Origin of the sequence: Streptomyces sp. NBC_00557 (genome assembly GCF_036345995.1) — a bacterium.
Classification (GTDB): Bacteria; Actinomycetota; Actinomycetes; order Streptomycetales; family Streptomycetaceae; genus Streptomyces.
This window is the reverse complement of the sequence record NZ_CP107796.1, coordinates 8,117,716-8,144,276: the sequence shown is the minus strand read 5'-3', so window position 1 is coordinate 8,144,276 and position 26,561 is coordinate 8,117,716. Positions and strand designations below refer to the sequence as shown.

At 69.6% G+C, this 26,561-nt stretch carries 21 protein-coding genes and 2 pseudogenes; 15 read left to right on the top strand and 8 right to left on the bottom strand.

What is annotated here, in order from left to right:
• Positions 1–11: 11 nt before the first annotated feature.
• The 5 genes from OG956_RS36250 to OG956_RS36230 form a co-directional block, all read right to left on the bottom strand.
• Positions 12–2,261 (bottom strand): alpha-galactosidase, encoded by a 2,250-nt coding sequence (locus OG956_RS36250; RefSeq protein ID WP_330342268.1) that lies wholly within the window; start codon positions 2,259–2,261, stop codon positions 12–14.
• Positions 2,258–5,524 carry a glycosyl hydrolase family 28 protein gene (locus tag OG956_RS36245; protein ID WP_330342267.1) on the bottom strand — a complete coding sequence of 1,089 codons (3,267 nt, stop codon included), beginning with the start codon at positions 5,522–5,524 and terminating at the stop codon, positions 2,258–2,260. The genes OG956_RS36250 and OG956_RS36245 overlap by 4 nt, the downstream gene beginning before the upstream one ends.
• An 11-nt stretch (positions 5,525–5,535) precedes the next feature.
• The gene (locus tag OG956_RS36240) at positions 5,536–6,318 is read right to left on the bottom strand and encodes a heparin lyase I family protein (protein WP_330342266.1); all 783 of its coding nucleotides are present in this window, start codon (positions 6,316–6,318) and stop codon (positions 5,536–5,538) included.
• Positions 6,319–6,322: 4 nt separating this feature from the next.
• Positions 6,323–7,513, bottom strand: coding sequence for a glycoside hydrolase family 88/105 protein (locus tag OG956_RS36235; protein WP_330342265.1), 1,191 nt, complete (start codon positions 7,511–7,513; stop codon positions 6,323–6,325).
• Positions 7,514–7,705: 192 nt separating this feature from the next.
• Entirely contained in the window at positions 7,706–7,915 is a 210-nt protein-coding gene (locus OG956_RS36230) for a hypothetical protein (RefSeq protein ID WP_330342264.1), read from the bottom strand.
• Between the two features lie 809 nt (positions 7,916–8,724).
• Between OG956_RS36230 and OG956_RS36225 the strand changes: the two genes are divergently transcribed.
• The 11 genes and pseudogenes from OG956_RS36225 (at position 8,725) to OG956_RS36170 (ending at position 19,254) form a co-directional block, all read left to right on the top strand.
• The gene (locus tag OG956_RS36225) at positions 8,725–9,300 is read left to right on the top strand and encodes a GNAT family N-acetyltransferase (RefSeq protein WP_330342263.1); all 576 of its coding nucleotides are present in this window, start codon (positions 8,725–8,727) and stop codon (positions 9,298–9,300) included.
• 755 nt (positions 9,301–10,055) lie between these two features.
• Complete coding sequence (locus tag OG956_RS36215; protein ID WP_330342262.1) at positions 10,056–10,619, top strand: hypothetical protein; 564 nt, start codon at positions 10,056–10,058, stop codon at positions 10,617–10,619.
• Positions 10,616–13,519 (top strand): M48 family metalloprotease, encoded by a 2,904-nt coding sequence (locus tag OG956_RS36210; protein WP_330342261.1) that lies wholly within the window; start codon positions 10,616–10,618, stop codon positions 13,517–13,519. Before OG956_RS36215 ends, OG956_RS36210 begins: the two co-directional genes overlap by 4 nt.
• A 512-nt stretch (positions 13,520–14,031) precedes the next feature.
• Entirely contained in the window at positions 14,032–14,481 is a 450-nt protein-coding gene (locus OG956_RS36205; RefSeq protein WP_330342260.1) for a tetratricopeptide repeat protein, read from the top strand.
• Complete coding sequence (locus OG956_RS36200) at positions 14,478–15,650, top strand: DUF2235 domain-containing protein (RefSeq protein ID WP_330342259.1); 1,173 nt, start codon at positions 14,478–14,480, stop codon at positions 15,648–15,650. The genes OG956_RS36205 and OG956_RS36200 overlap by 4 nt, the downstream gene beginning before the upstream one ends.
• A gap of 113 nt (positions 15,651–15,763) precedes the next feature.
• Positions 15,764–15,969: pseudogene (locus OG956_RS36195) on the top strand (transposase); the annotation flags it as partial.
• Positions 15,970–16,223: 254 nt separating this feature from the next.
• A complete protein-coding gene (locus OG956_RS36190; RefSeq protein WP_330342258.1) occupies positions 16,224–16,949 on the top strand; it encodes a dienelactone hydrolase family protein in 726 nt (241 codons plus the stop codon).
• A gap of 263 nt (positions 16,950–17,212) precedes the next feature.
• A complete protein-coding gene (locus OG956_RS36185; RefSeq protein WP_330342257.1) occupies positions 17,213–18,232 on the top strand; it encodes a sigma-70 family RNA polymerase sigma factor in 1,020 nt (339 codons plus the stop codon).
• Between the two features lie 54 nt (positions 18,233–18,286).
• Positions 18,287–18,853, top strand: coding sequence for a dihydrofolate reductase family protein (locus OG956_RS36180; protein ID WP_330342256.1), 567 nt, complete (start codon positions 18,287–18,289; stop codon positions 18,851–18,853).
• Positions 18,850–18,990: a hypothetical protein gene (locus OG956_RS36175; protein ID WP_330342255.1), complete on the top strand. Its 141-nt coding sequence runs from the start codon at positions 18,850–18,852 to the stop codon at positions 18,988–18,990. The genes OG956_RS36180 and OG956_RS36175 overlap by 4 nt, the downstream gene beginning before the upstream one ends.
• A gap of 90 nt (positions 18,991–19,080) precedes the next feature.
• Entirely contained in the window at positions 19,081–19,254 is a 174-nt protein-coding gene (locus tag OG956_RS36170) for a hypothetical protein (protein ID WP_330342254.1), read from the top strand.
• An 83-nt stretch (positions 19,255–19,337) separates the two neighbouring features.
• Here the strand turns inward: OG956_RS36170 and OG956_RS36165 are convergent, their stop codons facing one another.
• The 3 genes from OG956_RS36165 to OG956_RS36155 form a co-directional block, all read right to left on the bottom strand.
• A complete protein-coding gene (locus OG956_RS36165) occupies positions 19,338–19,610 on the bottom strand; it encodes a hypothetical protein (RefSeq protein WP_330342253.1) in 273 nt (90 codons plus the stop codon).
• A 193-nt stretch (positions 19,611–19,803) separates the two neighbouring features.
• On the bottom strand, positions 19,804–20,316 hold the full coding sequence (locus tag OG956_RS36160; protein ID WP_330342252.1) for a DUF3291 domain-containing protein: 513 nt from the start codon (positions 20,314–20,316) through the stop codon (positions 19,804–19,806).
• 32 nt (positions 20,317–20,348) lie between these two features.
• Positions 20,349–21,029, bottom strand: a complete 681-nt coding sequence (locus OG956_RS36155) for a helix-turn-helix transcriptional regulator (RefSeq protein WP_330342251.1) — start codon at positions 21,027–21,029, stop codon at positions 20,349–20,351.
• Positions 21,030–21,253: 224 nt separating this feature from the next.
• Between OG956_RS36155 and OG956_RS36150 the strand changes: the two genes are divergently transcribed.
• From OG956_RS36150 to OG956_RS36135, 4 genes and pseudogenes are all read left to right on the top strand, one after another.
• Entirely contained in the window at positions 21,254–21,700 is a 447-nt protein-coding gene (locus OG956_RS36150; protein WP_330342250.1) for a TrkA C-terminal domain-containing protein, read from the top strand.
• Between the two features lie 84 nt (positions 21,701–21,784).
• A pseudogene (locus tag OG956_RS36145) lies at positions 21,785–22,242 on the top strand (CBS domain-containing protein).
• Positions 22,243–23,749: 1,507 nt separating this feature from the next.
• Entirely contained in the window at positions 23,750–25,024 is a 1,275-nt protein-coding gene (locus OG956_RS36140; protein WP_330342249.1) for a glycoside hydrolase family 6 protein, read from the top strand.
• Positions 25,025–25,827: 803 nt separating this feature from the next.
• Positions 25,828–26,520 (top strand): DUF7019 family protein, encoded by a 693-nt coding sequence (locus OG956_RS36135; RefSeq protein ID WP_330342248.1) that lies wholly within the window; start codon positions 25,828–25,830, stop codon positions 26,518–26,520.
• Positions 26,521–26,561: the final 41 nt, after the last annotated feature.

The following is a 26,561-nucleotide window of genomic DNA, read 5'->3' as shown; positions in this document are numbered from 1 at the left end:
GGATGTTCCCCTCAGCCCGTGTACTGGGTGAAGACCTTGAGGTAGTCGTACGGCTGCTGCGACACGCCGCTGCAGGCATCGCCGTCGGTGCCCGAACCGCAGGCCCGGTCGCGGTTGACCGCCCAGTAGGTGAGCCGTCCGATGTGGTGCTGCTGGGCGTAGGCGAGCATGGTCTTGAAGTCGGCGACGCGGACGCGCTCACCGGAGTCGTCGGTCTTGCCGTTCATCGACGACAGCCCGATGCGCGCGTAGGCGGTGGCGTCGCTGTAGCCGTACGCCGACTTCACCTGGGCCTTGAGACCTTCCATGGCCTTGGCGGTGAGGCTGCCCATGTTGGTGGTGCCGCCGCCGAAGTCGAACGGCATGATGCACCAGACGTCGTTCGCCAGATCGGAGTTCGCGGCCCGCTTGATCATGTCGACGCCGGTGGAGTCGGGGCCGCCGGCGGTGGTGCCGAAGGTGATGACGGTCTTCAGACCCGGGTTGTTCGCCTTGACCGTCTTCAGCGCGTCGACGACCCGCTGCCGCACGGTGGCATTGGACCACTCGGTGTTCTCGATGTCGATGTCGAGCGCCTTCAGCTTGTAGGCGTTGATCACCTTCTGGTAGGCGCCGGCGAGCGCGGAGGCGCTGGAGCACTTCTCGCCGAGCTTGTTCCCGCTCCAGCCGCCGACGGAGACGACGACGTCACCGCCCGCCGCTCTGATCTTGTTGATCGTGGACTGGTCGCTGCCTCCGGTCAGCGGGCGGGAGCCGTCCCACTTCGGGTTGCAGGTGCCGTCGGAGAGGATGAAGGCGAGGGTGAACCACTTGACGCCGGTCGCGGACATCACGGAGGTCGGGTTCTGGGGGCTGCCCCAGCCGAGGTACTCGTAGGGGGCCACGGCGAATCCGGGCGAAGCGGCCGCCGCTTTGAGGGAGTTGACGGGCTTGACCCGGATGAGCCTGGTCTCGCCGGGACGCAGGGTGGCGCTGTAGGAGTCGGCGATCACGCCCTTGTGGGATCCGGACCAGAGGTCGGTCACGTCTCCCGAGCCGCTGAAGCCGACCTGCGACCAGTTCACGCTGACCGTGGCGTTGCCCGAGGTCCCGGTGTTGAACAGGGCCACGACGTACTGGCCGTCGCTCTCCTTCTTGCTCCAGACCTGTTTGGCACCGCTGCTCACGATCCGCTTGGCCGCGACCCCGTCCTGGTCGACGCCGATCAGCCGGTCGTTGGTCAGCATCGCCTTGTCGACGGAGTCCAGTTGCGTGAGATCGGTTCCGAGCAGCAGCGGGGCCGCCGCCATCGACCACAGCGTGAAGTGCGAGCGGCGCTGGTCCGCCGTCAGGCCCACCCGGTCGCCGTTCCCGATCTCCAGCGAGTCCAGGTCGTTCCAGCCGCCGGGTCCGGCGTACGGCTGCCAGGAGGCGGCCGAGTCGAACCGCTTGGAGACGTGGGACCAGTCGGTCAGCGGATAGCCGCTGCCGTTGCTGCCCGGCCCGCAGTAGCACTCGACGTCGCCCTGGGTGCGCCAGCTGTTCGCCAGTTTCCGCCAGGTGGAGGCATCCGCGATCGGCAGGTTGTTGGACAGGGCGAAGTTGATGGGCCGTCCGCTGGACCGCAGCGCCTTGTCCCAGGCCTGGACGTCGGGGATGTCGGCGCTGCCGACCCCGTCGATCTTCAGGTAGTCGACACCCCAGGACGCGAACTGCTTGGCCCAGAAGTTGACGAACTCCTGCGCGCCCGGCTTGGAGTAGTCGATGTAGTACATGTTCTTGCAGTTGTAGTTCTTCTCGGTCCTGGACGTGTCCGCGATGTCCTTCGCGTGGTACGAGGTCCCCTCGATCGGCGTGTTCCTGGTGACGGCGTTCTTCGCGATGCCCGGGGTGACGTAGAAGCCGAACTTCAGGCCCTTGGAGTGGACGTAGTCGGCGAGCCCCTTGATGCCGTCCGGGAACTTGGCGGTGTCGACGGCCCAGCGGCCGTAGCTGTCGACGGTGAAGCCGTTGCTGTCACACTTCTGCCAGAAGTCGTCGAGGTTGACGTAGACGAAGCCGTGGTCCTTCAGACCGCTGGAGACCAGCGCGTCGGCCTGCGCCTTGATCTTCGCCTCGGTCGGCCAGCGGCGCACGAAGCTCCAGCTGGACCAGCCCATGGCGGGCCGGACGGACTGGCCGTTGTCGGAGGCGGCGGCCGGGTGGGCGGTGCCCACGAGCGGCACCGCCGCGGCGAGAAGCAGGCCCGCCGCCGCGGCAGTGAGCGATCTGGCACGGATCATGACTGTCCCCCGTTCGCGGGTGTGGCGTACGAGGTGCCGATCCACGCCTCGTCGACCCGCAGGCGCCTGTAGCGGGTGGTGTCACTGGAGGCGGCCCAGGTGGTGTCGACCTCGAGGCGGACGTAGCGGGCGTTGGCGGCGGTCAGGTCGATGCCCTGGATTCCGCGGCGGCTCGGCAGCTGGCCGGACTTGACCGCGCTCCCCCAGGTCGAGCCGTCGTTGCTCAGGAACACCTTGTAGTCCTTGATCCGCGCTGACTGCTCGGTGCTCGAACGGGCGTAGGCCACGGAGTCCTCGCGCTGGTTGAGCCCGATGTACTGCACCTTCTTGGCCGAGCCGAGGTCGAAGGTGAGGTTCACGGGCAGGGTCTTGTTGTTGTCCCAGTAGGTGAGGTAGTCGCCGTCACCGGCCGCCGACGCGCCGTGGCCGCTCGCGGAGGTGCTCGCACTGACCTTGACGCCGGTGAGGATGCCCTGGCGGCCGGCCGTGGTCACCTTGACGACGGTGTCGTACGGGTCCCAGTCGCCGAGCCCCGTCAGGGTCAGGACACCACCCGACTGCGACCACGAAACCGCCTTGCCCGTGCGGAGGTTGGTGACGGAGGCGATGCGGTAGCCGTTGTCCCGGACACGCAGGGTGCTGGTGCTGGGCGGGGTCAGGACGTGGATGTACTGCCGGTTCGGGTCGCCCTTGGCGATGGTCGTCACCCCGTACGCGCCGTCGTTCCAGGCGCCGGGCTTGAGGCCGCCGTACATGTAGCCGCCGCCCTCGGTGCCGTGCAGGGACTCCCAGATGGGGTCGAGGTAGGTGTTCGCGAAGGTGTTGAAGGACGCCTGGTTCGACGGGAACTTGCCGTTGACCTGGGCCGTCTCGGCCATCAGCGCCTTGACCGACGAGCCGGCGTTGGTGATGAGGCGGCCGAGGGTGAGCATCCGGTCGACGGAGGGGTTGGAGCCGTCGTACCACCAGGCTCCGGTCGAGGGCAGCTTGAAGTCGGCTTCGGTCAGGCGGGGTTGGGCGGTGTAGACGGCCTGGGGGTAGTCGTAGGCCGGGGTCATGCCCGTCTTCTGCTCATTGCTGATCATGTCCATGATCGGCGTGTCTTCGTTGTTGTTGCTGAGCGTGTAGTTCGGGCGCTTGTCGTAGATCTGCTGGTAGAGGTTGTGGCTCTCCCAGTACGGGTTGTCGTTGTCGATCCAGAAGCCGCCGAGGTCGGGATAGCGGTCCATGACCTCGAAGAAGTTGTCGTAACTGAACTGGCCGAAGCCGTCGTTGGTGGTCAGGTCGACGTTCTTGCCCTTGTAGGCGGAGTACGCGGCCGAGTCCAGCCACTCGTGGCCGCCCTCGTCGTGCCACTGGGGGTCGTTCGTCATGTAGAGGATGACCTTCATGCCCTTGGCCTTGGCGGCCGTGATCAGCTCGCCGAGGAAGTCCCGCTTGGTGGAGCAGGATCCGGGGATCTTGGACGGCCAGGGGCGGGCGTAGCCGAGTCGGCTGTGGAAGGTGGCGAGGACCAGGTACTGGGTGTGCAGCTTCTGCGCCTCGTTGACCCAGTAGTCGGGCGTCCAGCCGCCGTTCGTCACGTCGTTCTCCCAGGCGGTGCAGCTGGTGTGGGCGGGCGCGGTGCGCAGGCCCCAGTGCAGGAAGAGACCGCCGACGGAGTTGCGGAGGAAGTCCTGGCGGGGGTTCTCCAGGTCGAGCGGCTTGACCGCCGTGCTCGTGCAGTTCTGGCTGGAACCGCTCGCCGACACCCGCAGGGCACCACCGGAGGTGTTGTGGCTGTCCGTCAGGCAGTAGCCGCTGACGTCCTGGAGGCCCGCGTCGAACGGGGAGTTGCTGCCCTTCTGCGCGGTGAACCGGGTCAGACGGATGCCGCCGGCCGCGTTGGCGATGAACGCGGGCCGGCCGTCGTTCGAGGCGAACTTGACCGAGCTGTCGGTGAACTGGACGTTGTCGGCGTTGTGCAGGTACCAGCCGTAGGCGGGCCGGGTGCCGATGCTCTTGGGGTTGTAGTCGGTCGAGTCGTTGCTCGGTACGCCCGTCGACATGGTGCCGTTGCCGCCGGGGACCGTGATGTTGACGTTGGTGAAGGTCACGCCGTTGATGCGGTGGCCGGACTCGCCCCACAGGGTCGGGCTGAAGGACGGGCTGTTGCCGGTCGCCGTGATGTTGTCGTACGTGACGTTGCTGATCGACCCGACGCCGGGACTGTTGCCGCACCGCTTCCGTGTGCCGATCTTCTGCATGATCGGCGAGTGGACGTCGGTCATCGTGATGTCGCGGTAGTGGACGTCGGAGATCTTCGAGCCGTCCATCGAGACCATGCCGAGGCCGGACTTGTCCGCTCCGTCGATCCGGATGTTCTCGAACTGGTAGTCCGAGAAGTCGCCGCAGGTCTCCGAGCCGAACATCAGGGCGTTGCAGCACTTGGCGCCGAGGGTCGAATCGCTCACCCGGACATGGCCGTTGGACAGCTTGGCGCCGAGGGCGTAGTCGCTCTTGAAGACCAGGGCGTCGTCGTTGGCGTGAATGGTCGCGTTGGTGATGGTGACGTTGGTCGTGGAGATGACGTTCCAGCCGTCACGGTCGCTCGCGGTGTCGATCGTCAGGTGGTCGGAGGTCACGTTGGTGCAGCCGTTGATGAGGGCCGCGAAGTGACCGCCCCGGCGCAGGGTGAGACCGTCGCCGATCCTGAGCCCGTCGCAGCGGGTCAACGAGATGATCTTGTCGGCCTCGCCGGACTTCGGGTTGCCGGTGATCAGGTTGCCTGCGCCGTCGATGACGCCCTGGCCGACGAAGCCGATGTCGGTCAGCTTGTCGCCGTAGATCATCGCGTCGTGGAAGTGGCTGTGACCGTAGTCCTGGTAGTCGTCGTTCGGGTTGGACTCGGCCTTGTCGTAGGTGTCCGCGCTGGAGCCCTGGATGGTGGCGCCCTTGTCGACCTGGAGCGTCACATGGCTCTTCATGTGGATGGTGTTCTTCGACTTGTAGTTGCCGGCGGGGAAGCGGACCGTGCCGCCGCCCGCCGCGTTGGCCGCGGTGATCGCCTTGTCGATGGCAGGGCTGTCGTTGGTGGAGCCGTCGCCCTTGGCGCCGTAGTCGCGCACGTTGTACTCGGCGGCGGCGCGGGCGGCGGTGTGCTGGGCGGGCCGCGGGGCCGCGAGGGCCGCGAGGGCCGCGGGGTGGCTGAGGCCGAGGACGACGGCGACCACGAAGAGGATGACGGCCGCCGCTCGGCGGCGTGGATCGGTGGGGGGTTTCATGTGACCGTTCCTCACACGAGTTGGTAGCCACGGAGGTTGGTGAGCAGAAGGTAGGTGTCCTGCAGGGACCCGGAGGTGTCGCCGAGGGAGCGGTAGATGCCCCACTTCGGGCGCACCCGGTCGGCCAGGAAGGTGTCGACGCCGGTCTTCGACTTGTCGATGACCGTCGAGCCGCCGGACTTGAGGATCCAGCGGACGGAGCCCGCCGAGCCGTTGCCGACCTTGATCTGGAAGTCGACGTCGGTCCATTTGTCGTGCAGCGGGTCGAGGTCGGTGCGGCCGACGAGGGTGCCGGAGATGGGCAGGGTGAGCTCGATGGTCTGCTTGCCGCTCACCCGGCGCAGCGACTGCGTGACGATCGGGGAGGAACCGGCACCGGGCTGCTTCATCTGCATGATGTGGGTGAAGGTCGTGGTGGCCTTCAGCGAGCTCGGGATGTACATCGAGTAGGTGACCCGCCAGGTCTGCCCCTCGTTCCACTTGAGGTAGCTGCTGGAGCTCGTGCGCAGACCCGTGACCTCCTGGCGCTGACGGTCGGTCGAGGTGTCCCGGTCCACCATGTGCATGTTGAAGCGCCAGTTGTCGCCGGTGGCGAAGATGTGCGGATGCCCCGCGGGGTGCGAGTCGGCTCGGTCGTCCTCGATCGTCTCGAAGGCGCCGAGGCCGTCGCTGCTCGCGGAGGGTGCCCACTTCTGCTGCCAGGAGGCGGCGTGGGCGGTGGCGGGCAGGCCCAGTGTCGCCCCGGCCGCGCCCGCGACCGCCGCACCCAGCAGCGCCCTTCTGGACGTGCTCATGACACTAATCACCTCGCAGTTGTTCGTTCATGATCAGGAAAGCGCCCAGACCGTGGAAGTCGTTGGTGGCCCGGTCCCGTGCGATGTAGTACGCGTAGTCGCCGACGTTGGTGCCGATGGAGATGCCGGCGAGGTTGGTGCGGCCGTCCGGGCCGACCGAGAGCTTCGCCAGCACGCCGTGGTAGCCGCGGTGCGCCACAGCGGCGTAGTGCGGGTCGAGGTAGCCCTGCTGGGCCCCCCGGGAGAGGGCGTAGGTGAACATGCTGGAACAGGAGGTCTCGGTCCAGTTGTCGGACCGGTCCCCCTTGTCCATCACCTGGAGCCAGCGGCCGGTCGCCGGGTCCTGGTACTTCTCCAGAGCGGCGGCCAACTTCCGTAAGCTGGCCAGCAGTTGGGGACGTCTGGACTGGTTCGCCGGAATGGCGTCCAGGACGTTGACGATCGCCATGGAGTACCAGCCGACGGCCCGGCACCAGTGCTCGGGGGCGAGCCCGGTCTGCGGATCGGCCCAACTCGCGGTCCTGGACTCGTCGTAGGCGTGCCTGAGCAGGCCGTTCGCGACCTGCAGATGACTGCCGTAGACGTACAGCTGCCTGGCCGCCTCGTTGTCCGTGTACGCGCTGTCGCCGAACTCCTTTCCGTACTCGACGAGGAATGGGTTGACCATGTAGACGCCGTCCGCCCAGAGTTGGTGTGCGCGGCTGGAGGTGTCCGCGTGCCAGAAGCCTCCGTCGGAAGTGCGCGGGTAGGTGTCCAGGCGGTCGCGGATCTTTTTGGCGGCCTTGCGGTAGCGGTCCTGGCCGGTCTCGTGGTGCAGGATCACCAGCAGCCGGCCGGCTTGCATGCTGTCCAGGCTGTTGAAGGACTGGTCGATGGAGCCGTCGCTCTTCACGAACCGGTCGACATAGCTCTTGATGTAGGTGAGGTAGCGGGCGTCGTGGGTGCGTCGGTAGGTGAGGTACTGGCCGTAGAGGTAGAGGCCGACGGGGTAGGACCAGCCGCCGATGGTGCTCGGCGTGTAGCGGGCCATGGTGGAGTCGACGACGGCCGTGGACCAGTCGGTGGCTGCGGCCGGACGGGCCGCCGCGGGGCCGATGGAGGCCGGCGGCGCGGGTGCGGCCGCGGGCAGGGTGGTGAGGGCTGCGCTGGTGAGGACCAGCCCGGTCAGTGCCGTTCGAAGGCGACGGCGTCTCATGTTCCTCCCTCTCGATAGGACAGAAGCCCGGAAACATCGGAGGAATATCGACCCAACTGTTCACATTCATGGATGGAGTTCAGGCGCTCGTTCGCTGGCGCGATCCAGAGTTGCGGTCGAAGGTTCGACGGTCAATGGTCCGGACCGGAGACGTCGGATCATTTCCAGCCAATCTTGGCTTCTCGCACTGACTCATCGGTCAGTGCGGTCGGCTTCTCCGGTCAGGAGGGCAGCACGGCTCACGGAGGTTTGTGGGGCCCGGTCCGCCGGGAAGTTGGGAGGGATCGGCCGCTGCTGGCCGGATCGGGCGGCGGCCTGCTTCTGCTTGGAGGGCGTCGTCTTGTCGGTGTGCCGGTAGGCCAGGTGCGAGGCTGCGCTCCGCTGGATCTCGTCGACGGTCACTGACTTCAACACCACGAGCAGGCACAGCACATCGCCGCGCAGGGTGTTCGTCTACCCCGCCGGGTTCGTCTCCCGCTTCCCCGCCGTCAGCTCCGCCCCCTCGCCTGTCGCGCGCGGCCTCCGGCCGGGCGCCGGCGTCGGCCCCGCCCAGCCGCAGACACAGTCCTGAGCCGCAGCCTGCAACCCCGTGAGCTGGGAGAGGCCGGTGAACACGCCAAGGCCACCCGCCTGCTGACCGAGCCGCCCCGCGACCAAAGCCCGGTGCTGGGTGCCGCCCACCCGGACGTCCTCCTCACCCGCCAGGCACACGTCCGCCCGCTGGAGCACGCGCACCAGCCCGCCAAGGCAGCCCGGCCGCAGGCCGAGCTGACCCACGACAACGCCTCCCGGGTCCAGACCCGGACCCGGGCACGAGAGGCCTTCGGCGTTGCCAGTCCTACGACGGCTCAGTGGCCCCGGCGGGAAAAGCGCACCGCTCCCCAGACGGCGCCGGCCGCAAAGATCACGGCGATCACCGCTGACACGATCACGCCAGCGCTCATACTTCCGAACACGAACCCCTCCAAGTTGTCATGATCAACCGAAGGCTACTTCAGCCGCACCGGAACCCGGCCCCCTCCGACCGGATGCGCTCGAGCGCAGGATCAGGCCCCGCATCGCCGGGACCGACGCAAGCCCCCATACAGGGGCGTACAGCGATGCCAAGATGGAATGTGCCGGATGTGTCGATGGGGCCCCTCAGACCTGCATGCCAACGCGTGAGTGGAGATCCGGCAGGGCAGCAGGCCCAGCGGAGGAAGGTAGGCAGCATGAGCCGGCCCTCGCCGACACAGCCGGACGGCCCGGAGATGCGGCTGCACCGCTTGACCGAGACCGGGGCACACCAGATCGAGCACTGGTTCGATCACCCCGAAGTCCAAAGGCGCCTGGGCGGCCGGTCCTGGATCCGCCGTCAACTGCGGCTGATCAGCCAACAGCCCTGCACCGCCTTCCGCGGCGCGACGGTGCTGCGCTCCCACGGGTGGATAGGCGTGGACCAGGGCGGAACGCCGGTCGCGTTCGTCTGCGGCGACGTCTACGACCGCTGGGTCCGCTACCACGGCGAAGGTCCCGAGGGCCCCATCCTGTCCGACGCCGACCCCCGACTCGCCATGGGCCTGGCCTACCTGGTCGACCCCGACCGGTGGCGGCTCGGATACGGCCGCTCCGCCCTCCAAGCCGTCCTCACCCACACCGATGTCGGCGATGTCCAGACCTTCTTCTGCGGTATCGACGCCGACAACCACGCCAGTCGCACCTGCGCCGAATCCGCGGGCTTCATCCTCCCCGACCGCGAACCGGACCACGAAGGGATGCTCTACTACCTCCGCACCCGGCCAAGTTGATGCTCACTCGCCAGAGGGCCCCGGCACGGGCGAGGCCGGCCCCGGGACAGTCGTGGTGCTGATGCGGGGACGCCCGCGTGTCAGGCCATCCGCCCGCGCGTCAGGTGATCCGCCCGCGCTTCCGGGGCGGACGCCTGAACGCGGACCACACGTGCGTGGACTTCCCAGCCATCGGCGGTGGCGTACACGTCGGCCTTCTCCGTCGTCTCCGACTGGTTCTGTTCAACAGGCCTGCCCAGCACGGTCGCCCGCCGCGCGTCTCCGGATCGCCGCCTGTCCGAAGGCGTTCGCGTTCGATCCGGTCGGCGTCCGGGTGCCGGCCCCCCAGGAGCAGTTCGGCCTGTCTCCCGGTCACTACGTCCCCGGCGACCAGGCCGACCGCGGCCAGGCCCCCGCCCGTCCATAACCCGGCCGGGACACCGGTCTCGTCCTGAGCGGCGCGCAGCGGCGTGGCCTGCAGGGCGGAGGCCTGGCCAACCACCACGCCGCGGCAGGAGGTGCCGCCGCCGTGCGGTGCCCAAGCCCACCCGATGGCACAGGGACACAGTCGGCGGCCAGGGGCGCGCGGTGACGACCGGCGTGCGGGTGGGGAGCCGGGGACTTACGGGTTTGGCGGCTACGGTGGGCCGCTCGCGGTTTCGCGGTCGGGTTTTCGTGAAGGTGAGGGACACAACCCGGGGAATTCCGTGTGACGGATGATCCCTCCGCAGTACCTTGAAACGGCTTGGTGCAGCGACGCGGCTACAGGGGGTGCCATGAACGGGGAGCCGAAGACGGCTGCCGGGTTACTGGTCCGCGATGTCGTCCGAGAGATCGTCAGCGAGCTGGCCCCGCATGAGCTCCTTGTGCTCGACGGGCTCTTGGTCGTGGATGACGACACCGCGCTGCGGCGGCTGTCGAGCCGAGGAGAGCGCGAGCCGCTGGGATTCGGGGTGGGCGAGGCCACGGCCCTGGTGACCCCGGTGGTGTGGATGGCGCTGGACGAGGCGGCCCGTCAGGTCGTCTCCGCCACCGTGGCCGCGGCCGGCCGGCGTTCACGGGAGTGGCTGCGCAGGATCGGGCGCCGGCCGGCGGCGCCGCGTGTCCTGCCCCCGCTGGCGCCCGAGCAGCTCGAAGCCGTACGTCTGCGGGTGGCGCAGCTGGCCGTGGAGAGCGGACTGGACGCAGGAGCGGCCGAAGTGCTCGCCGAGCGTGTCGTGGCCCGGCTCGTGCTGTCCGCGGAGCAGCACCAGGACGGCGACGCGGGCCCGGACGGCGCCGCCCTGGCGGACACCCACCCCCAGGGCAGCGACGGACCGCAGGAGGAGGACCGGCGGTGAGTGCGGACGCCGCGCCGTTACACCGTTTCGGCCGTATCGACGAACGCCTGCTGTGGCCCGGCACCGGTCCACGGTTCATCCTGCTCATGGTGCTCTTCGTCACCAGCAGCGCCACGGTGGCATCGACCATCACTCACTCGCTCACCGATCCCCACAACATGTCCGGGGGCTGCGCCCTGGCCGCCGGGGCCGACCCGCAGGGCGACTTTCTGAGCGTGGGGGTGGCCACGATCCGGGCCGACAGCGCGTTCCGGGCCTGTCTCGACCGTTTCGTCCCGCACGCCTCCGGTTGGCTGGTGCCGTCCGCGGTGGCGCTCCTGGTGGTGACGGCCGGTGTCCTGTACTGGACGCTTCCGCTGTGGAAGCAACGCCGCCGCAGGCTGGTGCCGGTCGAAGCGATCGACCGGCACGGGGAGTTGCCGGCCGTCCTCGAGGAGCTCGCCGGAGTCGCCGGGCTCACCCGGCGGCCTCTCTTCGTCGTGGCCCCCGCCGCACGCACCGCGAGTGCCGTGGTCTTCGGGCGGTGGCGCCGCCACGTCGTCTGTCTGCACGGGGGGCTCGTGGCCGTCCGGCAGCGCGATCCACGCACGTTCAGCGCCGTGGTGCTGCACGAGCTGGCGCACATCCGCAACCGCGACGTCGACATCACCTATGCGACGGTGGCCCTGTGGCGTGTCTTCCTGGTCACCGTCCTTCCCGGCTACGTGGTCTCGGCGGTGCTGGCATTGCACGCGTCGCTGTCGTCGCCGGTGTTCGCCGCTCCCTCTGTCGTGGCCACCACGCGCGACCTGACGTCCATGGCGGTGATGATCGCCCTCGTCTTCCTGGTGCGCGCCGACATCCTGCGCACCCGCGAGCTGTACGCCGACGCCGGCGCCCTGAGGTGGGGCGCCGACCCCGCCGTCTGGCCCGGCGCCACCGACGAGGTGAACCGGGACCGCGGCAGGCTCGCGACGCTGCGCCGTGCCTTCTTCGGCGTGTGGCGCAGCCACCCCGGCTGGCAGCAGCGCCGCGAGGCGCTGGCGGATGCCGAGGAGTTGTTCCGGCCGTGGGCACTCACCCTGTTTCTCACGGGTGCGACGGCGTCTACCTGCGCCGCGCAGCTGTACACGTTCGGGTCCGGGTGGCTCGTCCGTCTGGCAGCGGACATGGTCGCCGCACTGGTCGCGACGACCGTCGGCGTCAGTCTGTGGCGCGCGGCAGCGTGGGCCGTGCTCAGGGGCGACCCAGCTCCCTCGGGGCTGCGCGCCGGGTGGTGGCTGGGTGTGGGGCTCATGCTCGGCGAGGTGTTGACCGGCAGCGTCTCCGGGTGGCGTGTGCTGCCCCGGCATCCGGAAGTGTTCGCACTGCTGGTCGTCATCAGCGTGGTGGTCACCTGCTGGACCTCGCAGTTCGCCGTCCTCGCCCTGCGCTGCTGGCGAGGAAACAGCCTGCGCCCGGTGTTCGCCGTGGGCCTGCTGGCCACTCTGGTCGTCTTCGCCCTGTCGTACGAGTGGTGGCAGACCAGCGGCAGGCTCTTCGCGGCGGGCTGGCCGTACTCCGAGTCCGCGATCCGCAGGGCGGTCGAGCAGGACCTGCCGGGTCCCGCCCTCGGCCACAGCACGCTCACCGCCATTGCCGTGGTGATGTCGGTGGTGCTGCCGTGGGTGGCGGACATGCCGCTGGTGTGGGCGGTGACAGCCCTGTGGGTGCTGCCGTTGCTGACGTGGGCGGCCGGGGTGAGGGGCAGCGCACCGGCGTGGGTGGTCCGTGCGCTGCCGCCCGCGCACAGCGCCGCGTGGCAGGCCGGGCGGCTGCCGTCGTTCCGGCGGCTCGCCCTGGCCGCGGTCCTGGGGGGCGGCGTGGCCTGCGCGGCCGTCGTCGTGGTGCTGGCCCGGCTGCACAGCGTGCGGCCGCCGGCCGGCGCGATGCTGGGCCAGCAGGTTCTGCTCCTCACGACATGGCTCGTCGTGGTACTCGTCGCGGTGGTCGTGGCCACGGCCGCGGCGACCGGCACGGCCGCATCCCGGTTCCCGGTTCCGGCCGCGGCCGTGGCCGCCGGGACGACGGGGGCAGCCGGCCTCACCGTCGCCTTCCTGCTGCTGTCGGCCGACGGCTGCCTCAGCAGCCTGGCCACGCTGCGCAGCAGCTGTGCCTGGACACCCGGGGGCGCCTGGCCGCTGATCGAGGTGGTGCTGCCGCTCGTGCTGGGTCTGGCCGTGTTCGTCTCCGCCTTCACGGCGGTGGCCGGCATGGCGGTCCGGCACCTGCTGCGAGCGCTGCGAGGCGACAGCGCCGGCCAGGCCCGGCGGTCGCCCCTGCGTCCGGCCCGGTCCTCAGGCCGGTTCCATCGGCTCTGCCGCACCGCCGCCGTGGCGCTCACCTGCCTGACCGCCCTCACGCTGACCACCGCAGCCAGCCTCCCCCTCGGCGCCGACGCAGGCTCCGGCGTCCGCAGCTCCCTGACCCGCCAGGACCTCGCCCCCGCACCGCACACCACCCCGTCCGCGCAGGTACTGGCACTCGAAACGGATGCCTGGCTCCGGCTCGGCGGACGGACACACCTGGCCGGCATGAGCGGCGAACTCCTGGCCATCCTCAACGCCCTTGACGACGACAGGGCCTTCACCGACCGCGGCTACGCGGCCCACGCCATACGCCCGCACTGCCTCCGTCTCGACACCACCGCGCAGCAGCTGAGCGCGTACTTCCCGTTGCCCGACCCTGCGCTGCAGCGGCAATGGCCGCACCTGCTGGCTCAGGCTCGATCCATCGGCGTGACCTGCCGGCAAGCCATCGACGAAGGCAAGCAGGACCTCTACATCAAGAGCATGAAGGACATCCTCGGACTCACCGAGCGTGTGAGCGCTGTCCTCCACGGCCTGACCCTGGACAGCGAAGACCACACACACGCGCACTGATCCTGCGGCGGCCACCCCACTCCCCCTTCAGGGGACGTCCTTTCCGATCGCCAAGCCTGCCGGGGAGGCCGGAAAAGCGACGCATGTCCGACGGCCGCAGAGCTTCCGGTCCTCGCGGCCGGCACGCCCTCGCCCGCACCATGGCGAAGCTTCCCATTCAACTTTTAGAGGTCCTCAAATACGCGAAACTCAGCCTGACCTACGGTCAGCACGAGGAAGGCCAAATCCAGTTGGGCTTGGTCAATCCTGCCCTGTTGTTTGACGGATCAACCTGGCTATAAGTGGACACCCCGACGCACCGGAGAGAGGATTGCACTAGGCGACCGAGACGGGCCAGCCTCTCGGTGATTTTCTTGGAAGCATTTACGACCAGCCAGTAACAAGCGGTCCGCATTTTCTGTTCCCTTCTGTTAACGCCTTGCCACACCATGCGGCCGAGAGGAAAAGCCGTCATGCCGATGCTGCTGATCAAAGGCGTGTACAAGATCGTCGGGGAGCCCTGACGGGGTGCGGTGTGCGAAGAATCCCACGGGTGGGTCGCCTACCGCGAGGGCCGCATCCGCGAAGCCGTAGAGCTGCTGGAGAGAGCGGTCGAGCACTCTGGCGGTCACGCTCGGGAAGGGGCGCATCTCGCCTGCGCACTGGAAGCCCGATCCCGTCACTTCTGGCGCCGGCGCAACGACATCGACCGCGCCCGCGACGTCTGGCAGCAAGTCCTCGACCGCTTCCCCCGCAGTCCCGCTGCCGCACAAGCCAGGCACCACATGGACCTGCTGCCCAAGCACCCCCACCCGCCAGGGCCGCTGGCCTGCCACGGTCTGTCGCGCCGTCGCCGGTACACCCTCATCGCGCGTCCGCTCGATCAGTGGCTGCCGGCCGGCGCACCCCGGGGTGTCACCCAGGGCGGCCCCTGGGCGAGAGACAACAACGCGGACCTCACATGCCAGGAGGGATGGTCATGACCAAGCGTCTGGTCGTCTGCTGCGACGGAACATGGAATTTCGCCGACCAGCCGTGCAAGACCAACGTCACCAAAGTGGCCTTGTCCGTACACCCGGGTCCCATTGCCGGGAAGGACCAGCGCGTCTACTACCACAGCGGCGTCGGCACCTCCCGGTGGGAGCGCCTGCGCGGCGGCGCGTTCGGTGTGGGCCTTTCCAGGAACGTGCTTGACGCCTACCGCTTCCTCGTCGAGACGTACGAACCCGACGACGAGCTTTTCCTGTTCGGCTTCAGCCGGGGGGCGTTCACCGCGCGCAGCCTGGCGGGTCTGGTGCGCAACTGCGGCATCGTGCGCCGGGAACACACCGACCGGCTCCAGGAGGCGTGGACCCTCTACCGCGACCGGCTCGAGAAGCCGAGCGGTGTGGCCTCCACGCTGTTCCGCCGCTCGTATGCGCACGAGACGGAAATCCGCTTCATCGGGGTGTGGGACACGGTAGGTGCCCTGGGTGTCCCGGTTCCGGACGCACGCTGGCTGCAGCCGGTCGTGAACCGGTTCAACCGCCGGTGGGGGTTCCATGACACCGAGCTGAGCAGCTGGGTCAAGGCAGCCTTCCAGGCGCTGGCCATCGACGAACAGCGCTCGGCGTTCACACCGACGCTGTGGCACCGGCAGCCGGGCGTCGACGAGCGGAGCCAGGAGCTGAAGCAGGTGTGGTTCTCCGGGGTGCATTGCGACGTCGGCGGCGGCTACAAGCAGACGGGGCTGTCGGACCTCGCCCTGCTGTGGATAGTGGAGCAGGCCGGCAGATGCGGTCTGGAGTTCGACATGGAGGTGCTCAGCGAGTCCGGGCCGCGTGAGATGAAGCCGGACGAGTGCATCGACTTCCGTGTGCGGCCGAACGCCCTGGGCACGCTGCACGACTCGCGCACCGCCCTGTGGCGACTGGCCAAACCGCTGCACCGGCCCATCGGATGCGCGGGGCGTGGCGCAAACGAGCGCGTGGCGATACCGGCCAAGACGCGTTACGACACCGACAGCAGCTACCGGCCACGTGAGCTGACGGGGTACTTCGCCGATCAGCAGCACGCCCAGCTGGAACCGGTGCCTTTGTCGGGCTCCGACCTGAGGCAGTGGGAAGAGGGCGGAAAGCGGTGGCCGGAACAGGAGACGGCGACCAGCCGCTGACACGCCTCGGGTTCTCTGCCCGCCGCCCCGCCCGGCATGAAGCTTGGCTGGCCGTGGGCGCCGCGGCCCCTCAGCGGGAACGGATGGGAGGGGTCCCGCGCACGAGCGGCTTCAACCTGACGATCAAGACCGTCAGCCGCCCGAAGGATGCCGTCGGGTTCGTCGTTCTGCCCCGGCGCTGGGTCGTCGAACGCTCACACGCCTGGGTCATGCACGCCCGCCGGCGCGCGCGACTACAAACGGCTCATCCAGCACTCGCAAGCGCTCATCACCTGGGCCGCGATCACCCTTGTGACCAGGCGCATCACTCGCTGAAGCTCCCGCAGACGCGGACAGCCGGCACCTCGCGAGGCTCAACGCTACTGATCGTCTCGGCACTGACGGTCAGCAGTCCCGCCAAGGGGGTGGCACCGGAATACTCCAGGAACCTGCCGCGAAGGTCAGTAGCCGCTGGCCGGCAGCACGGACACGGATTCGTGAACCATCGCCGCATTTCAGAAGTGCACCCGGGCTGTTCTGCCAGCGGCAGAACGCCCGCCCGGCCGGACTCGACGGTCACTACAGTCCACTCTCATGGTGACGATTACCACGCGTACGGTCGAGTACCCGGCCGACGGCCTCACGATGATCGGGCACCTCGCGCTCCCCGCCGGTGTCGACCGCCGGCCCGCGGTCCTGATCGGGCCCGAGGGGACGGGGCTCAGCGATGTCGAGCGCCGCCGGGCCGATGCGCTCGCCGAGCTGGGATACGTGGCGCTGGCCTTCGACCTCCACGGCGGGCGCTATCTGGGCGACCCCGAGGAGATGCTGGCCCGTTGCATGCCACTGCTCGCCGACCCCGACCGGATGCGCGGCATCGGCCATGCGGCGCTCGACGTGTTGCGCGCCGAACCGCGGGCCGACCCCGACCGGATCGCCGGCGTCGGCTACGGCACCGGCGGCGCAATCGTGCTGGAACTCGGGCGCCACGGCGTCAGCCTACGCGCGATCGGGACAGTCAACGCACTGACCACAGGCCGACCGGGCGAGGCGGCGCGCATTCGCTGCCCGGTGTGGGCCGGGGTCGGGTCGGAAGACCCGATCATGCCGCCCGCGCAACGCGACGCGTTCACCGCCGAGATGCAGGCCGCGGGCGTCGACTGGCGCCTCGTGGTCTACGGCGGAGCCCTGCACGCCTTCCACCACCCACCAGTCGACCACATCGTGCTGCCCGGCGTCGGTCACCACCCACGGCACGCACAGCGGGCCTGGCGCGACATTGTCGCCCTGCTCGCCGAGTGCTTGCCTGTGACGGAGTGACCGGTCCCATACCACCAAGAGGTCACGGGCACCTTTAACCGGCTTCATGTCGCACCACCACCACGGCTCCATCGGGCAATCCGCAAGAGCGAGGCCGGCCGTCAGCCGCCGACCCTCCGTTCTCACCGCTCAAACCCTGCCGTTCGAATTCTGAGCTATCCACTCTTGCCTCGGCCGGTCGGATTCAGTGCCGGCTCCACTGGGCGAAGCGCCGGTAGTCGGCGGGCCGGGCAGGACCGAAGACCGGCGGCAACTGTCGCCAGGTGCGGCCCGAGGCGGCCACGAAGAGGCGAACGCCCGCCCCGCTCCGGGGGGCGAAAAGTCCGGTGCAGCATGATGACCGCGTGGACTTCGAACCGTACCGGGGTGAGTTGGTCGCGTTCTGCTACCGGATGCTGGGTTCGGTGCACGAGGCCGACGATCTGGTCCAGGAGACGCTGCTGCGTGCCTGGAAGGCCCGTGACCGGTACGACCCGGCGCGCGCGTCGGTGCGGACCTGGCTGTACCGGATCGCCACCAATGTGTGCCTGACCGCGCTGGAGGGGCGCGGGCGGCGCCCGCTGCCGTCCGGGCTGGGGGTGGCGAGCGACGATCCCGAGGCGCCGCTGGTGCCGGCGCTCGATGTGCCCTGGCTGGAGCCGTTCCCCGACGCACGCTTCGATGTGGACGTCAGGGCCGATCTGCGGCTCGCGTGGGTGGCGGCGGTGCAGGTCCTGCCGGCGCGGCAGCGGGCGGTGCTGGTGCTGCGCGAGGTGCTGGCGTTCACCGCCGCCGAGGTCGCCGAGCAGTTGGGGACCACGGTCGCGGCAGTCAACAGCGCGTTGCAGCGCGCCCGTTCCGCCCTCGCCGGCGTGGGCGATGCCGGTGCGGTCAGCGAACCGGACGATCCCGAGGTACGGACGGTCGTCCAGCGGTACATGCAGGCGTTCGAGGCAGCGGATGTACCCGCGCTGGTGCGGCTGCTGGCCGAAGACGCGGTGCTGGAGATGCCCCCGGTGCCGCTGTGGTACCGAGGCAGCCGGGACTACGGCCGGTTCCTGCAGCGGGTGTTCCGGATGCGAGGCGCGGGCTGGAGCATGCGGGAGCTCACCGCGGGCGGTCAGCCCGCGCTTGCCGCGTACGCGCCGGAGCCCGGCGGCGGCTGCCGACTGCACACCCTGCAGGTGTTCACCGTCATCGACGGCCGCATCACGCACAACGTGGTGTTCGCCGACCCGCGCGTCTTCGACGCCTTCGAGCTGCCGGGCGAAATTCCCGCGGACGAGTTCCGCCGGGAGCGATGAGTCGGGGCGGTGCGGCCGGTAGGTACCGGTGAGCACCGAACCGAAGGGAATCCCATGAGCGTCATCGTCATCGAGTTCGTCACCCTGGACGGGATCGTGTCCGACCCGGACGGATCCGCCGGCACGCCGTGGGGCGGCTGGGCATTCCGGCACGGCCCGCAGGCGGTCGCCGGGGACAAGTTCCGGCTCGGCCGCACCCTGGACGAGGGCGTGCTGCTGCTCGGACGTGCCACCTGGCAGCTGTTCTCGCGGCTCTGGCCGGGCCGCGACGATTCGTTCGCCGCGCGGATGAACGCCGTCCCGAAGCTGGTGGCCTCCCGCACCCTGACCCTCGCCGAGATGTCGGTGTGGGCCAACTCCCAGTTGCTTGAGGGCGATCCGGTCGACGCCGTCAAGCGCGAGCGGCGGGACGTGGTCGTCACCGGGAGCCTGAGCGTCGTGGACCGGCTGATGGCCGCGGACCTGGTCGACGAGTACCGGCTGCTGACCTTCCCCACCATCCTCGGCACCGGCCGGCGGCTCTTCCCGGACGCCGGCCCCCACGCCGAGCTGGAGTGCCTGGCCGCCGAGCAGAGCGGTGCCGCCGTCCTCACCCGTTACCGGCGGAGGGCCGCCCGATGACCGCCCGTTTCGTCCTCCGGTACGAGACACCCGCCGTCCCCGCGGCATTCGACCGGCACTACCACGACATCCACATGAAGATCCGGCCGGTGGCCTCCATCACGCACCGGGAGAAGCGACTGAACGCCGCAGCGTAGGGCCACACCGGCCGGCTCGGCGGTGCCGAGCACGACCACCTCGTCAGCCTGGAGTCGGGCGGCGACCCCAACGATTCCGGCACCCTCTGGGTGGACGAACCCGACCCCGGCCATCGGACCCACGGCGGCGTCAACAACAAGAAAGACCCCGTCGAAGCACAACTGCACACCGCGGTCTGCACGGGCAAGCTCACACTCGCCGCAGCACAGAAGGCAATCGCCACCGACTGGACCACCGCCCTGCACAAGCGCGAGGAGAGCTGACAGCACCTCGCCCGGCCTGGCCCGGCTGCCCCCTGTTCGGCGCCCAGCTGCCAGCCGGTGTCCGACGTCATGCGCGCAGCCGGTCAGGGCGTGTCGCCGGTCCAGTCGAAATGGTCCGCATCACCGGTGCGCGGGTTATATATGGCCTTCCCGCCGGCACCGAACTGCCCCAGCTCGGTGGCCAGCACGACACCAGTGCCGGCCTCCTCCCGAGTGAGGCCGGTGATGTCGAGCAACAGGCCGTCCAGCGGGCCGCCGACCAGTTCGGTGTAGCGCCGGCCGGGCCGCGGGCCCGGGGCGTCGTGGTCGGCGCCGTAGACCCGGCCGCGCAACAGCTGCTCCTCTTCACGGTCCATCCGTTCAGCCTGACAGCCACCACTGACAACCGGGCCTTCGCCTCAGCCGGGCAAAGAGCGAGGAACAGCTGCCGGCCTTCCGTCCGGGCACGACCTGGTGCTGCTCCTGACGCTCATACTCACGCCGCCCCGACTGGTTGTCACTCAGAGGCCTCGCGGGGCCTCTGAGTGAGCAATCGTCAAGGCCTGTGGATCAGTTGATTGCTTCAGCCTGCGTCGGCGGCGCGGCCTGAAGGTGCTGGACGGCCTCGGCTGCGGTGTAGGAGGAGGTGAAGGTGAACGCGCGGGGGGACGGCCCGTGCGCCCGCAGGTACGCCAGCCGCTCCAGGGCCTCCTCGATGGTCGGGATGTGGCCGACGGGGACCCACCAGAGCACCAGGTGCGCCTCGACGTGCCGTTCGAACCATTCGCGGCGCCGCTGCATGGCCTCCAGGTGCCCGCTGCGGTAGGTGAAGTCCCACAGGGCTTCCTGGGTCTCCCACACCGACAGGGTCACGATGACGTCGTCGCCCGCCGGGCGCAGGCCGGTGGCATCGGCCGCCCCCTCCTCCACGAGCCGCCACACGAAACCGGGCGCGGCGTCGGCGGAGGCGTTGACCGGGTCGAGCATCTCGACGAACGGCGCCATGCGCGGGTCGTCAAGGGGGTATCGGAGCGTGGCGACGTTGAGGTGGGCGAGGTGGGCGGCATGCACGGATGTGGTCATGGCCTCATCCCAGCATGGCCCCCATTTCTATGTCAATCAATGTTGTTTTTAGAACTCTCGACCACCACGCAGCACTGCCCCGGCCGGGGGTCCATGCGGGCGCGGACGGGACCGTCCGTGCCGAACAGCCCCTCCAGCAGCGCGAGATTCATGCCGCAGACCAACGGCGGGAAGCGCTCCGCGACGGCATGGAAGGGGCAGTTCCGCATACGCACGACACTCGCGGCCGCCCCCGGCACCCCTTCGGCGGCTTCCAGGCGTGGTTCGTAGCCGCGGGCGGCCAGCATCTCCATGGCCTCTTCAAGACCGCCGCAGGGCGCCGCCGACCCACGCAGGACCTCACCCCGGCGGCGCGCCGCCGCACACAGCCCGGCATCCAGCCCGGCCTGCTCGGCCGCCTCGGCGAGCAGCTCGGCGGCAGTGCGGTAGTCGCGGGCGGGCAGCGACACCGACCGCTCCGCCCGAGCCCGCGTGTACACCTTGGCAGGGCGGCCCGCCCCCGGCCCCGAGCGGCCCGACAGACGGCGGCTGCCGCTCTCCAGCAGCCCGACCTCGGCCAGCCTGTCCAGATGGTGCGCAGCGAGCGTGCGCGTAACCCCGGCCGCCTCTGCGGCCTCGTTGCGCCCGACCTCGCGGCCCTGCGCCGCCACGTACTCGTACAGGCGACGTCGCACCGGATCCTGCAACGCCGCGATCGCGTCAATGTCCTCCACCCGGCCATTCTAGGAACAACACAGGTTGGAGATAGAACGGCAGACCCGACCCCGGTCGGTGTGATCGGCTCACGTGGCCTATCCGGGGTGCAGGTGCGTGCCGTGATCCTCATGCTGCTCGGCAGCGCCGGCACCGCCTCCGTCGTCACCCCCCGCTGCTGTCCTTCAGCGGCCTGCGCAGCCGTGGCGCCGAACCGGAGCGCGTCGCCGTCGTCGCCGGCGGCATGGCCGTGCTGCTCGCAATACTGAGCACCCCGGTCGCCGACCGGTGGCTCTCCTGTGTGCTGCAGCGCCTGCTGACCCGCGTCACCGGCCTCGAAGCCCGCGACTACGCCGGCCTGCTGCACCTGTCCGACCACTGGATGGTCGGCGAGATCCACATTCGTGAAGGCGACTGGATCGCCGACCGGGCCCTGCGCGAGATGGACCTGCCCGGCGAAGGCGTCCTCGTCCTCGGCATCCACCGCCGCACCGGCCACTGGATCGGCGCCCCCGGGCCGGCCACGTGCCTGCGCCCCGGGGACACCGCCGTGCTGTACGGGCCACGTGATGTTCTCGACGACGTCGACGACCGCCGCGGTGGCGGTGCCGGGGAAGCGTCCCGGGCCCAGGCCCGCGCCCGCTTCAGCCGCACGCTCGAAGAGCAAGCGTGTCGTGACTCACCGCAATAAGCACGATCGCCTCCGGCGGGTTTCGCCGTCTCGGCCTCGGGTTATCCGACGCATCGCAACAACCAACGCATCTCAGGGGCGTTCATGACCACGGCCCGGGGGATCATGACCGAGGGCGCGGAGTGCGTGGTCGCCACAGGACACCGTCCTGGACGCGGCCCGGAAGATGACCGAACTCGACGTCGGCGCGCTGCCCATCTGCGGCACCGACGACGGCCTCAGCGGGCGTGCTCACCGACCGGGGCATCGTCGTCAAGGTCCTCGGCACCGGTAAGGACCCGGCTCAGGTCAAGGCGGGAGACCTCGCTCAGGGCGAGGCCGTCACCGTCGGCGCGGACGACGACACCGAGGAGATCCTGCGCACCATGGCCTCCTCCAAGGTGCGCCGCCTGCCCGTCATCGACGGCCACCGCCTGGTCGGCAGCATGGCCCTGGCCGACGTCGCCCGCGCCCTGCCCGACCGCCCCGTCGGCGACCCACTGGAAGTCATCTCCAGCGACAAGCGCAAGTGGACCGGAGGTGGGGGCAACCCGCAGCACTGACCCCACCCCAGGTCCAGGCAGCATCCGTTCGCCGCTCGATCGGCACGCCCCGGCCGGGAACCCGGCTGCGGCGCCCCGCCGAGAACGAGCCGCAGATGAGGCCACCCACGCACCTGGCGAGGGACCGGGAATGGTTCGGACAGCCAGTCCTCCACTCGGTCCATGAGCCACGGCATCACACACCGCGACCGTCAGGGCGGCCGCTCCCGTCTGGCGGGTGGCCGGCACGCGTGCGGTCGGACGGGGGATGAAACCGGGCTGCCGGATGGGCCGTTCGACGGCCTCGCGTTCGGCGCGGTTGACCTGCGGGGCGTTGCCGACGAGGCGGGAGGCCACCGAGCGGGAGACGCCGACCCGTTCGGCCACCTCGGCGAGCGATCGACTGCCGGCGCGGCAGATCCTCTGCCTTGAACGAAAGCCTTTCCCTCCCGGCGCCGCTCACAGCGTCCATCCCGGCCCTGTTCAACTGGAAGCGCCACCAGTCCCCGAACGGCAGAGCCTTGTTTCCGCCCTCTGAAGTGCGGGTTGCGCAGCGGTACTTGACAGCCTCAACAGGTCGCCACACGATACCGGCCACACCCCGATAGTTCTCAGCGCCTGTAGATAACGCTTCGATTGGGAGCGCTCCCACCACGTACGTCGTACCACCGCTCTTCCTCAGTACGCCGCATGCTCGGGACCGAGAACGTGCGGTGCGTCCCTGCCAGGAAACCGAGGTACAGTCATCCGCCGCAGACTCCCCGCCGTCGTGGCAGCGCGCGCCGTCGCACCGCCCGCCCACGCCGCCGATCCGGCCGCCCCGGCCAACGGGTTCACCATCCACAACCGCGACCACTGCGGCGGACTCTCCGCCTGCGGAGCCGCCTCGCCGTCCACCTGCACCAACAGGATCACCACCTTCGCCGGCGCTATCGCCAACCGCCCGGCCGTCGCCCTCCTTGCACCGGACTCCCACGCGGACTGCGGCTGCACGGCCCGGGCTCAGAACGGCGAACGCGAGAGCACGATCACCGGCCCCCTCACGCAGTTCAACCGCCCCCAAGCAACTGGGTCTACCTCGACGCCGGCAACAGGGGCGGGGCGAGTACGGCGGCCATGGCCCAGCGGCTCCACGCGGCCGGGCTCCCTCAGGCCCACAGCTTCTCGCTCAGCATCCCCCACTACTGCACCACGGCCGAGGACATCGCCTGCGGCAACGCCGTCAACAGCGCGCTCAGCGCCCGCTACGGCTACACCAAGCCGTGCGTCCTGCGCACCAGCCGCCACGGCGACGGCTCCAACAGCTCCAGCATCGGAGCCGACTCCTCGGCCGGACAGTTCCTCACCGAGGACGCCTGCACGATGATCTACGGCTACCGGATCCGGGACCCCGCGGCCTGCCACCCCCTGTCCCGCCACCGGGCCACGGGCGCCGTCCGCCGCAGCCCGCCGGGACCACCCAGCGCCTTCCCGACAGCCCGCCCCAATGGCAGACGCTCCCCCATCCATCCACCACCCAGGAGCAGTCATGAACCCACGCACCGTCCGGCGTCGCGCGGCCGCCGTCATCACGGCGCTCACCGTCTGCGCCGTCCTCACCACGACGCAGGCGCAGGCCGCGCCCGCGCAAAACGTCATCACCCCGGCCACGAAGTTCTACGTGGATCCCTACAGCAAGGCGGCGAAACAGGCCCTCGTCGACTTCGGGCACGGCGACATCGAGAACGCCGCGAACATGGCCAGACTCGCGAGCTGGCCACAGGCCGAGTGGTTCACCGACGGCACGCCCGACGAGGTGCGTGCCAAGGCGAACAGGCTCGTCCGCCGGGCCCGGGTCGCCGACCGGACCCCCGTGCTGGTCGCCTACGACATACCCGGCCGGGACTGCTCGCAGTACTCCAGTGGCGGAGCCGCATCCTCCGCCGCCTACCGCCAGTGGATCGACGCATTCGCCGCCGGCATCGGGGACGACAAAGCGGTGGTCGCCGTCGAACCCGACGGCCTGGCCAACCTTCCCAAGGACTGCGGGCCCACCACCGATCCGACCGGCGAGCTCACGGCCTCCCGCATCGCCGACCTCGCCTACGCCGTGAAGACCCTGAAGGCCCGGCCCCGCACCGCGGTCTACCTGGACGCCGGCAACGTACAGTGGCGGGCCGTCGGCGACATCGCCCAGCGACTGCAGGACGCCGGAGTCCAGTACGGCGACGGCTTCGCCCTGAACGTGTCCAACAACCATCCCACCGAGCACAACGCCAGATACGGCACATGGATCGCCAAGTGCATCTGGTTCGCCACCGAGGGCCCCGAGGAGGCACGCGGCCACACCGACTGGTGCGCCAGTCAGTACTACTCGTCCGCCGCCCCCAACGACGGCGCTCCCGGCGACGCCGTCTCCCCCGCGGACCCCACCACCTGGCGGTGGACCGACGCCTGGTTCGACCAGCACGTGGGCACCCCGCCGGCCGGCGAGCTGCACCACTTCGTGATCGACACCAGCCGCAACGGCCGGGGCGCCTGGACCCCGCCGCCGGGCAAGTACAGCGGGGACCCGGAGGCCTGGTGCAATGCCCCCGGCCGTGGTCTCGGCCCCCGCCCCACCGCCGACACCGGTGTCCCGCTCGTCGATGCCTACCTGTGGGTAAAGACCCCCGGTGAATCCGACGGCAGTTGCACGCGCAACACAGGCGGCACGATCGACCCCGAGTACGGCATCGCCGACCCGCCCGCCAGCACCTGGTGGCCCGACCAGGCCCACGCACTCGCCAGGAACGCGGTACCGCGCCTGGCGTTCAACCGCTGACCGGTCGGACACCTCCGTAGGCACCCGGCCCGAGCCGTCTCCGTCTCAGGGAGCCCGAGCGACGATCTCATCGTCGCAGCGATGCTCGCATGCAGTCCGCCGACAGCGCGTCAGGTCAGGCGTTCCCCGGGGCCGGATGCCTGCGACCTTCGGCGTCAGGGCCAGTGCCCGGGCGGTGGTGCCGTCGGGGGTGTGCTCGGCAACACGGTGGCGTACGCAGGCGATGGCTGGCAGGGCGCGGGGGGACGACGGGCCGGGGATCGTCGGCGGCCGAGCGGTCGGCTTCTTGCCTAGCAGGCGTTGCACGGTGGCCGGGGAGACGGCGGCGAGCAGGCCGGCCGCGTGAAGCCTGCCTCGGCAGGGGCGCGAGCCAGTCGGCGGCCTGCCCGGGAGCTACGGCGAGGACGCCTCCGGGCAGGGGACCTGGCCGGAGGCGGCCGCGGCGACCGTGATCGTAGAGAGGATGCCGACCCGGAATTCGGTTGGCGGGAAACGGACACCGACCCCGCAGCATCTCGCCCACATGCGTCGCATCCCTGGCGTCGTAGCGCAGCGCTCTCTTCAGGTCCACCAGGGCGCCGATGACCTTCCCCAGGCAGGCAGTCCGTAGGGGGATGACGCAAGGTGCGCGAGGCACAGCGCCTGAGCGAGCCGAAAGTGCCCTTGTGGGGCTAATGTTGATGGGCACTCGAGCCGGTATCGACGAGGTACCGATCGAAGAAGTCGACTCACAGCCGAGAGTAAGCGTCCCGACTCCGGGAAGGGAGGCGAGCGTCGGCACGGGGGCAGGGGGGTTCTGCAGTATGCGTTATTACGTCTATGTCTCGGACGCCAAGCTCGACCTTCTCCTCGGGCAGATTCCCCCCAAGCGGCTGTCCCGGCTCGCGGCCGAGTTCAAGATCGACCTGAAGCTCGTCAGTATGACCGTCCAGACCGCAGCGCCGCCCGAAGCCACCAGGTATCAGCGGCTTGCCGTCGTCGAGCGCGCGATTGAACGGGACGAGGACGTATCGGGGTTGGAGGAACCCTCCATCTGGTTCCGCGGGGAACTCGGGCTCCGATCCATGATCTTCGGCGGCGGGTCGACAGGGCTGCTGTTATTCACCGGTGCCTGGCAGGGCACAGTGATCGCCCTGATCGGGTCGGCACACCACCTCGTCGGATCCGGGGTGGCTCCCGAGGCGGTCCCGATCGGCTACTCCGGCTCGATGCTTCCGACCCTCTTCGCCCTCCTCGAACGGGACCAGGCGGAATGGGACGACCGTCACCAGGTCCAGGAAGCCAACCCTCCCCTCACTCGGCGTGAGCGTCCTTCCGATCAGGACTCGCTGCGGCAGGTCATCGGCTGCGCCGACCAGATCACGGGGCCGAGCCAGGAATGTGAATTCCTCGCTCGGCGCCTCCTGGTGGGGACGACGCAGGATCCCAACGGTCGACCCGTCAGAGTCCTCATCGGCACTCCCCTCTATGTCGCGCTGTCAGGGGAGGACCGGTGAGCCCGAGCAGCAGGCCCACATCCCGTACGGTCTCCGGAACC

Coding starts and splice junctions, on each gene's coding strand:
- OG956_RS36250 (WP_330342268.1), bottom strand. CDS start 2,261: ATGATCCGTGCCAGATCGCTCACTGCCGCGGCGGCGGGCCTGCTTCTC.
- OG956_RS36245 (WP_330342267.1), bottom strand. CDS start 5,524: ATGAAACCCCCCACCGATCCACGCCGCCGAGCGGCGGCCGTCATCCTC.
- OG956_RS36240 (WP_330342266.1), bottom strand. CDS start 6,318: ATGAGCACGTCCAGAAGGGCGCTGCTGGGTGCGGCGGTCGCGGGCGCG.
- OG956_RS36235 (WP_330342265.1), bottom strand. CDS start 7,513: ATGAGACGCCGTCGCCTTCGAACGGCACTGACCGGGCTGGTCCTCACC.
- OG956_RS36225 (WP_330342263.1), top strand. CDS start 8,725: ATGAGCCGGCCCTCGCCGACACAGCCGGACGGCCCGGAGATGCGGCTG.
- OG956_RS36215 (WP_330342262.1), top strand. CDS start 10,056: ATGAACGGGGAGCCGAAGACGGCTGCCGGGTTACTGGTCCGCGATGTC.
- OG956_RS36200 (WP_330342259.1), top strand. CDS start 14,478: ATGACCAAGCGTCTGGTCGTCTGCTGCGACGGAACATGGAATTTCGCC.
- OG956_RS36190 (WP_330342258.1), top strand. CDS start 16,224: ATGGTGACGATTACCACGCGTACGGTCGAGTACCCGGCCGACGGCCTC.
- OG956_RS36180 (WP_330342256.1), top strand. CDS start 18,287: ATGAGCGTCATCGTCATCGAGTTCGTCACCCTGGACGGGATCGTGTCC.
- OG956_RS36175 (WP_330342255.1), top strand. CDS start 18,850: ATGACCGCCCGTTTCGTCCTCCGGTACGAGACACCCGCCGTCCCCGCG.
- OG956_RS36165 (WP_330342253.1), bottom strand. CDS start 19,610: ATGGACCGTGAAGAGGAGCAGCTGTTGCGCGGCCGGGTCTACGGCGCC.
- OG956_RS36160 (WP_330342252.1), bottom strand. CDS start 20,316: ATGACCACATCCGTGCATGCCGCCCACCTCGCCCACCTCAACGTCGCC.
- OG956_RS36150 (WP_330342250.1), top strand. CDS start 21,254: ATGGCCGTGCTGCTCGCAATACTGAGCACCCCGGTCGCCGACCGGTGG.
- OG956_RS36140 (WP_330342249.1), top strand. CDS start 23,750: ATGAACCCACGCACCGTCCGGCGTCGCGCGGCCGCCGTCATCACGGCG.
- OG956_RS36135 (WP_330342248.1), top strand. CDS start 25,828: ATGCGTTATTACGTCTATGTCTCGGACGCCAAGCTCGACCTTCTCCTC.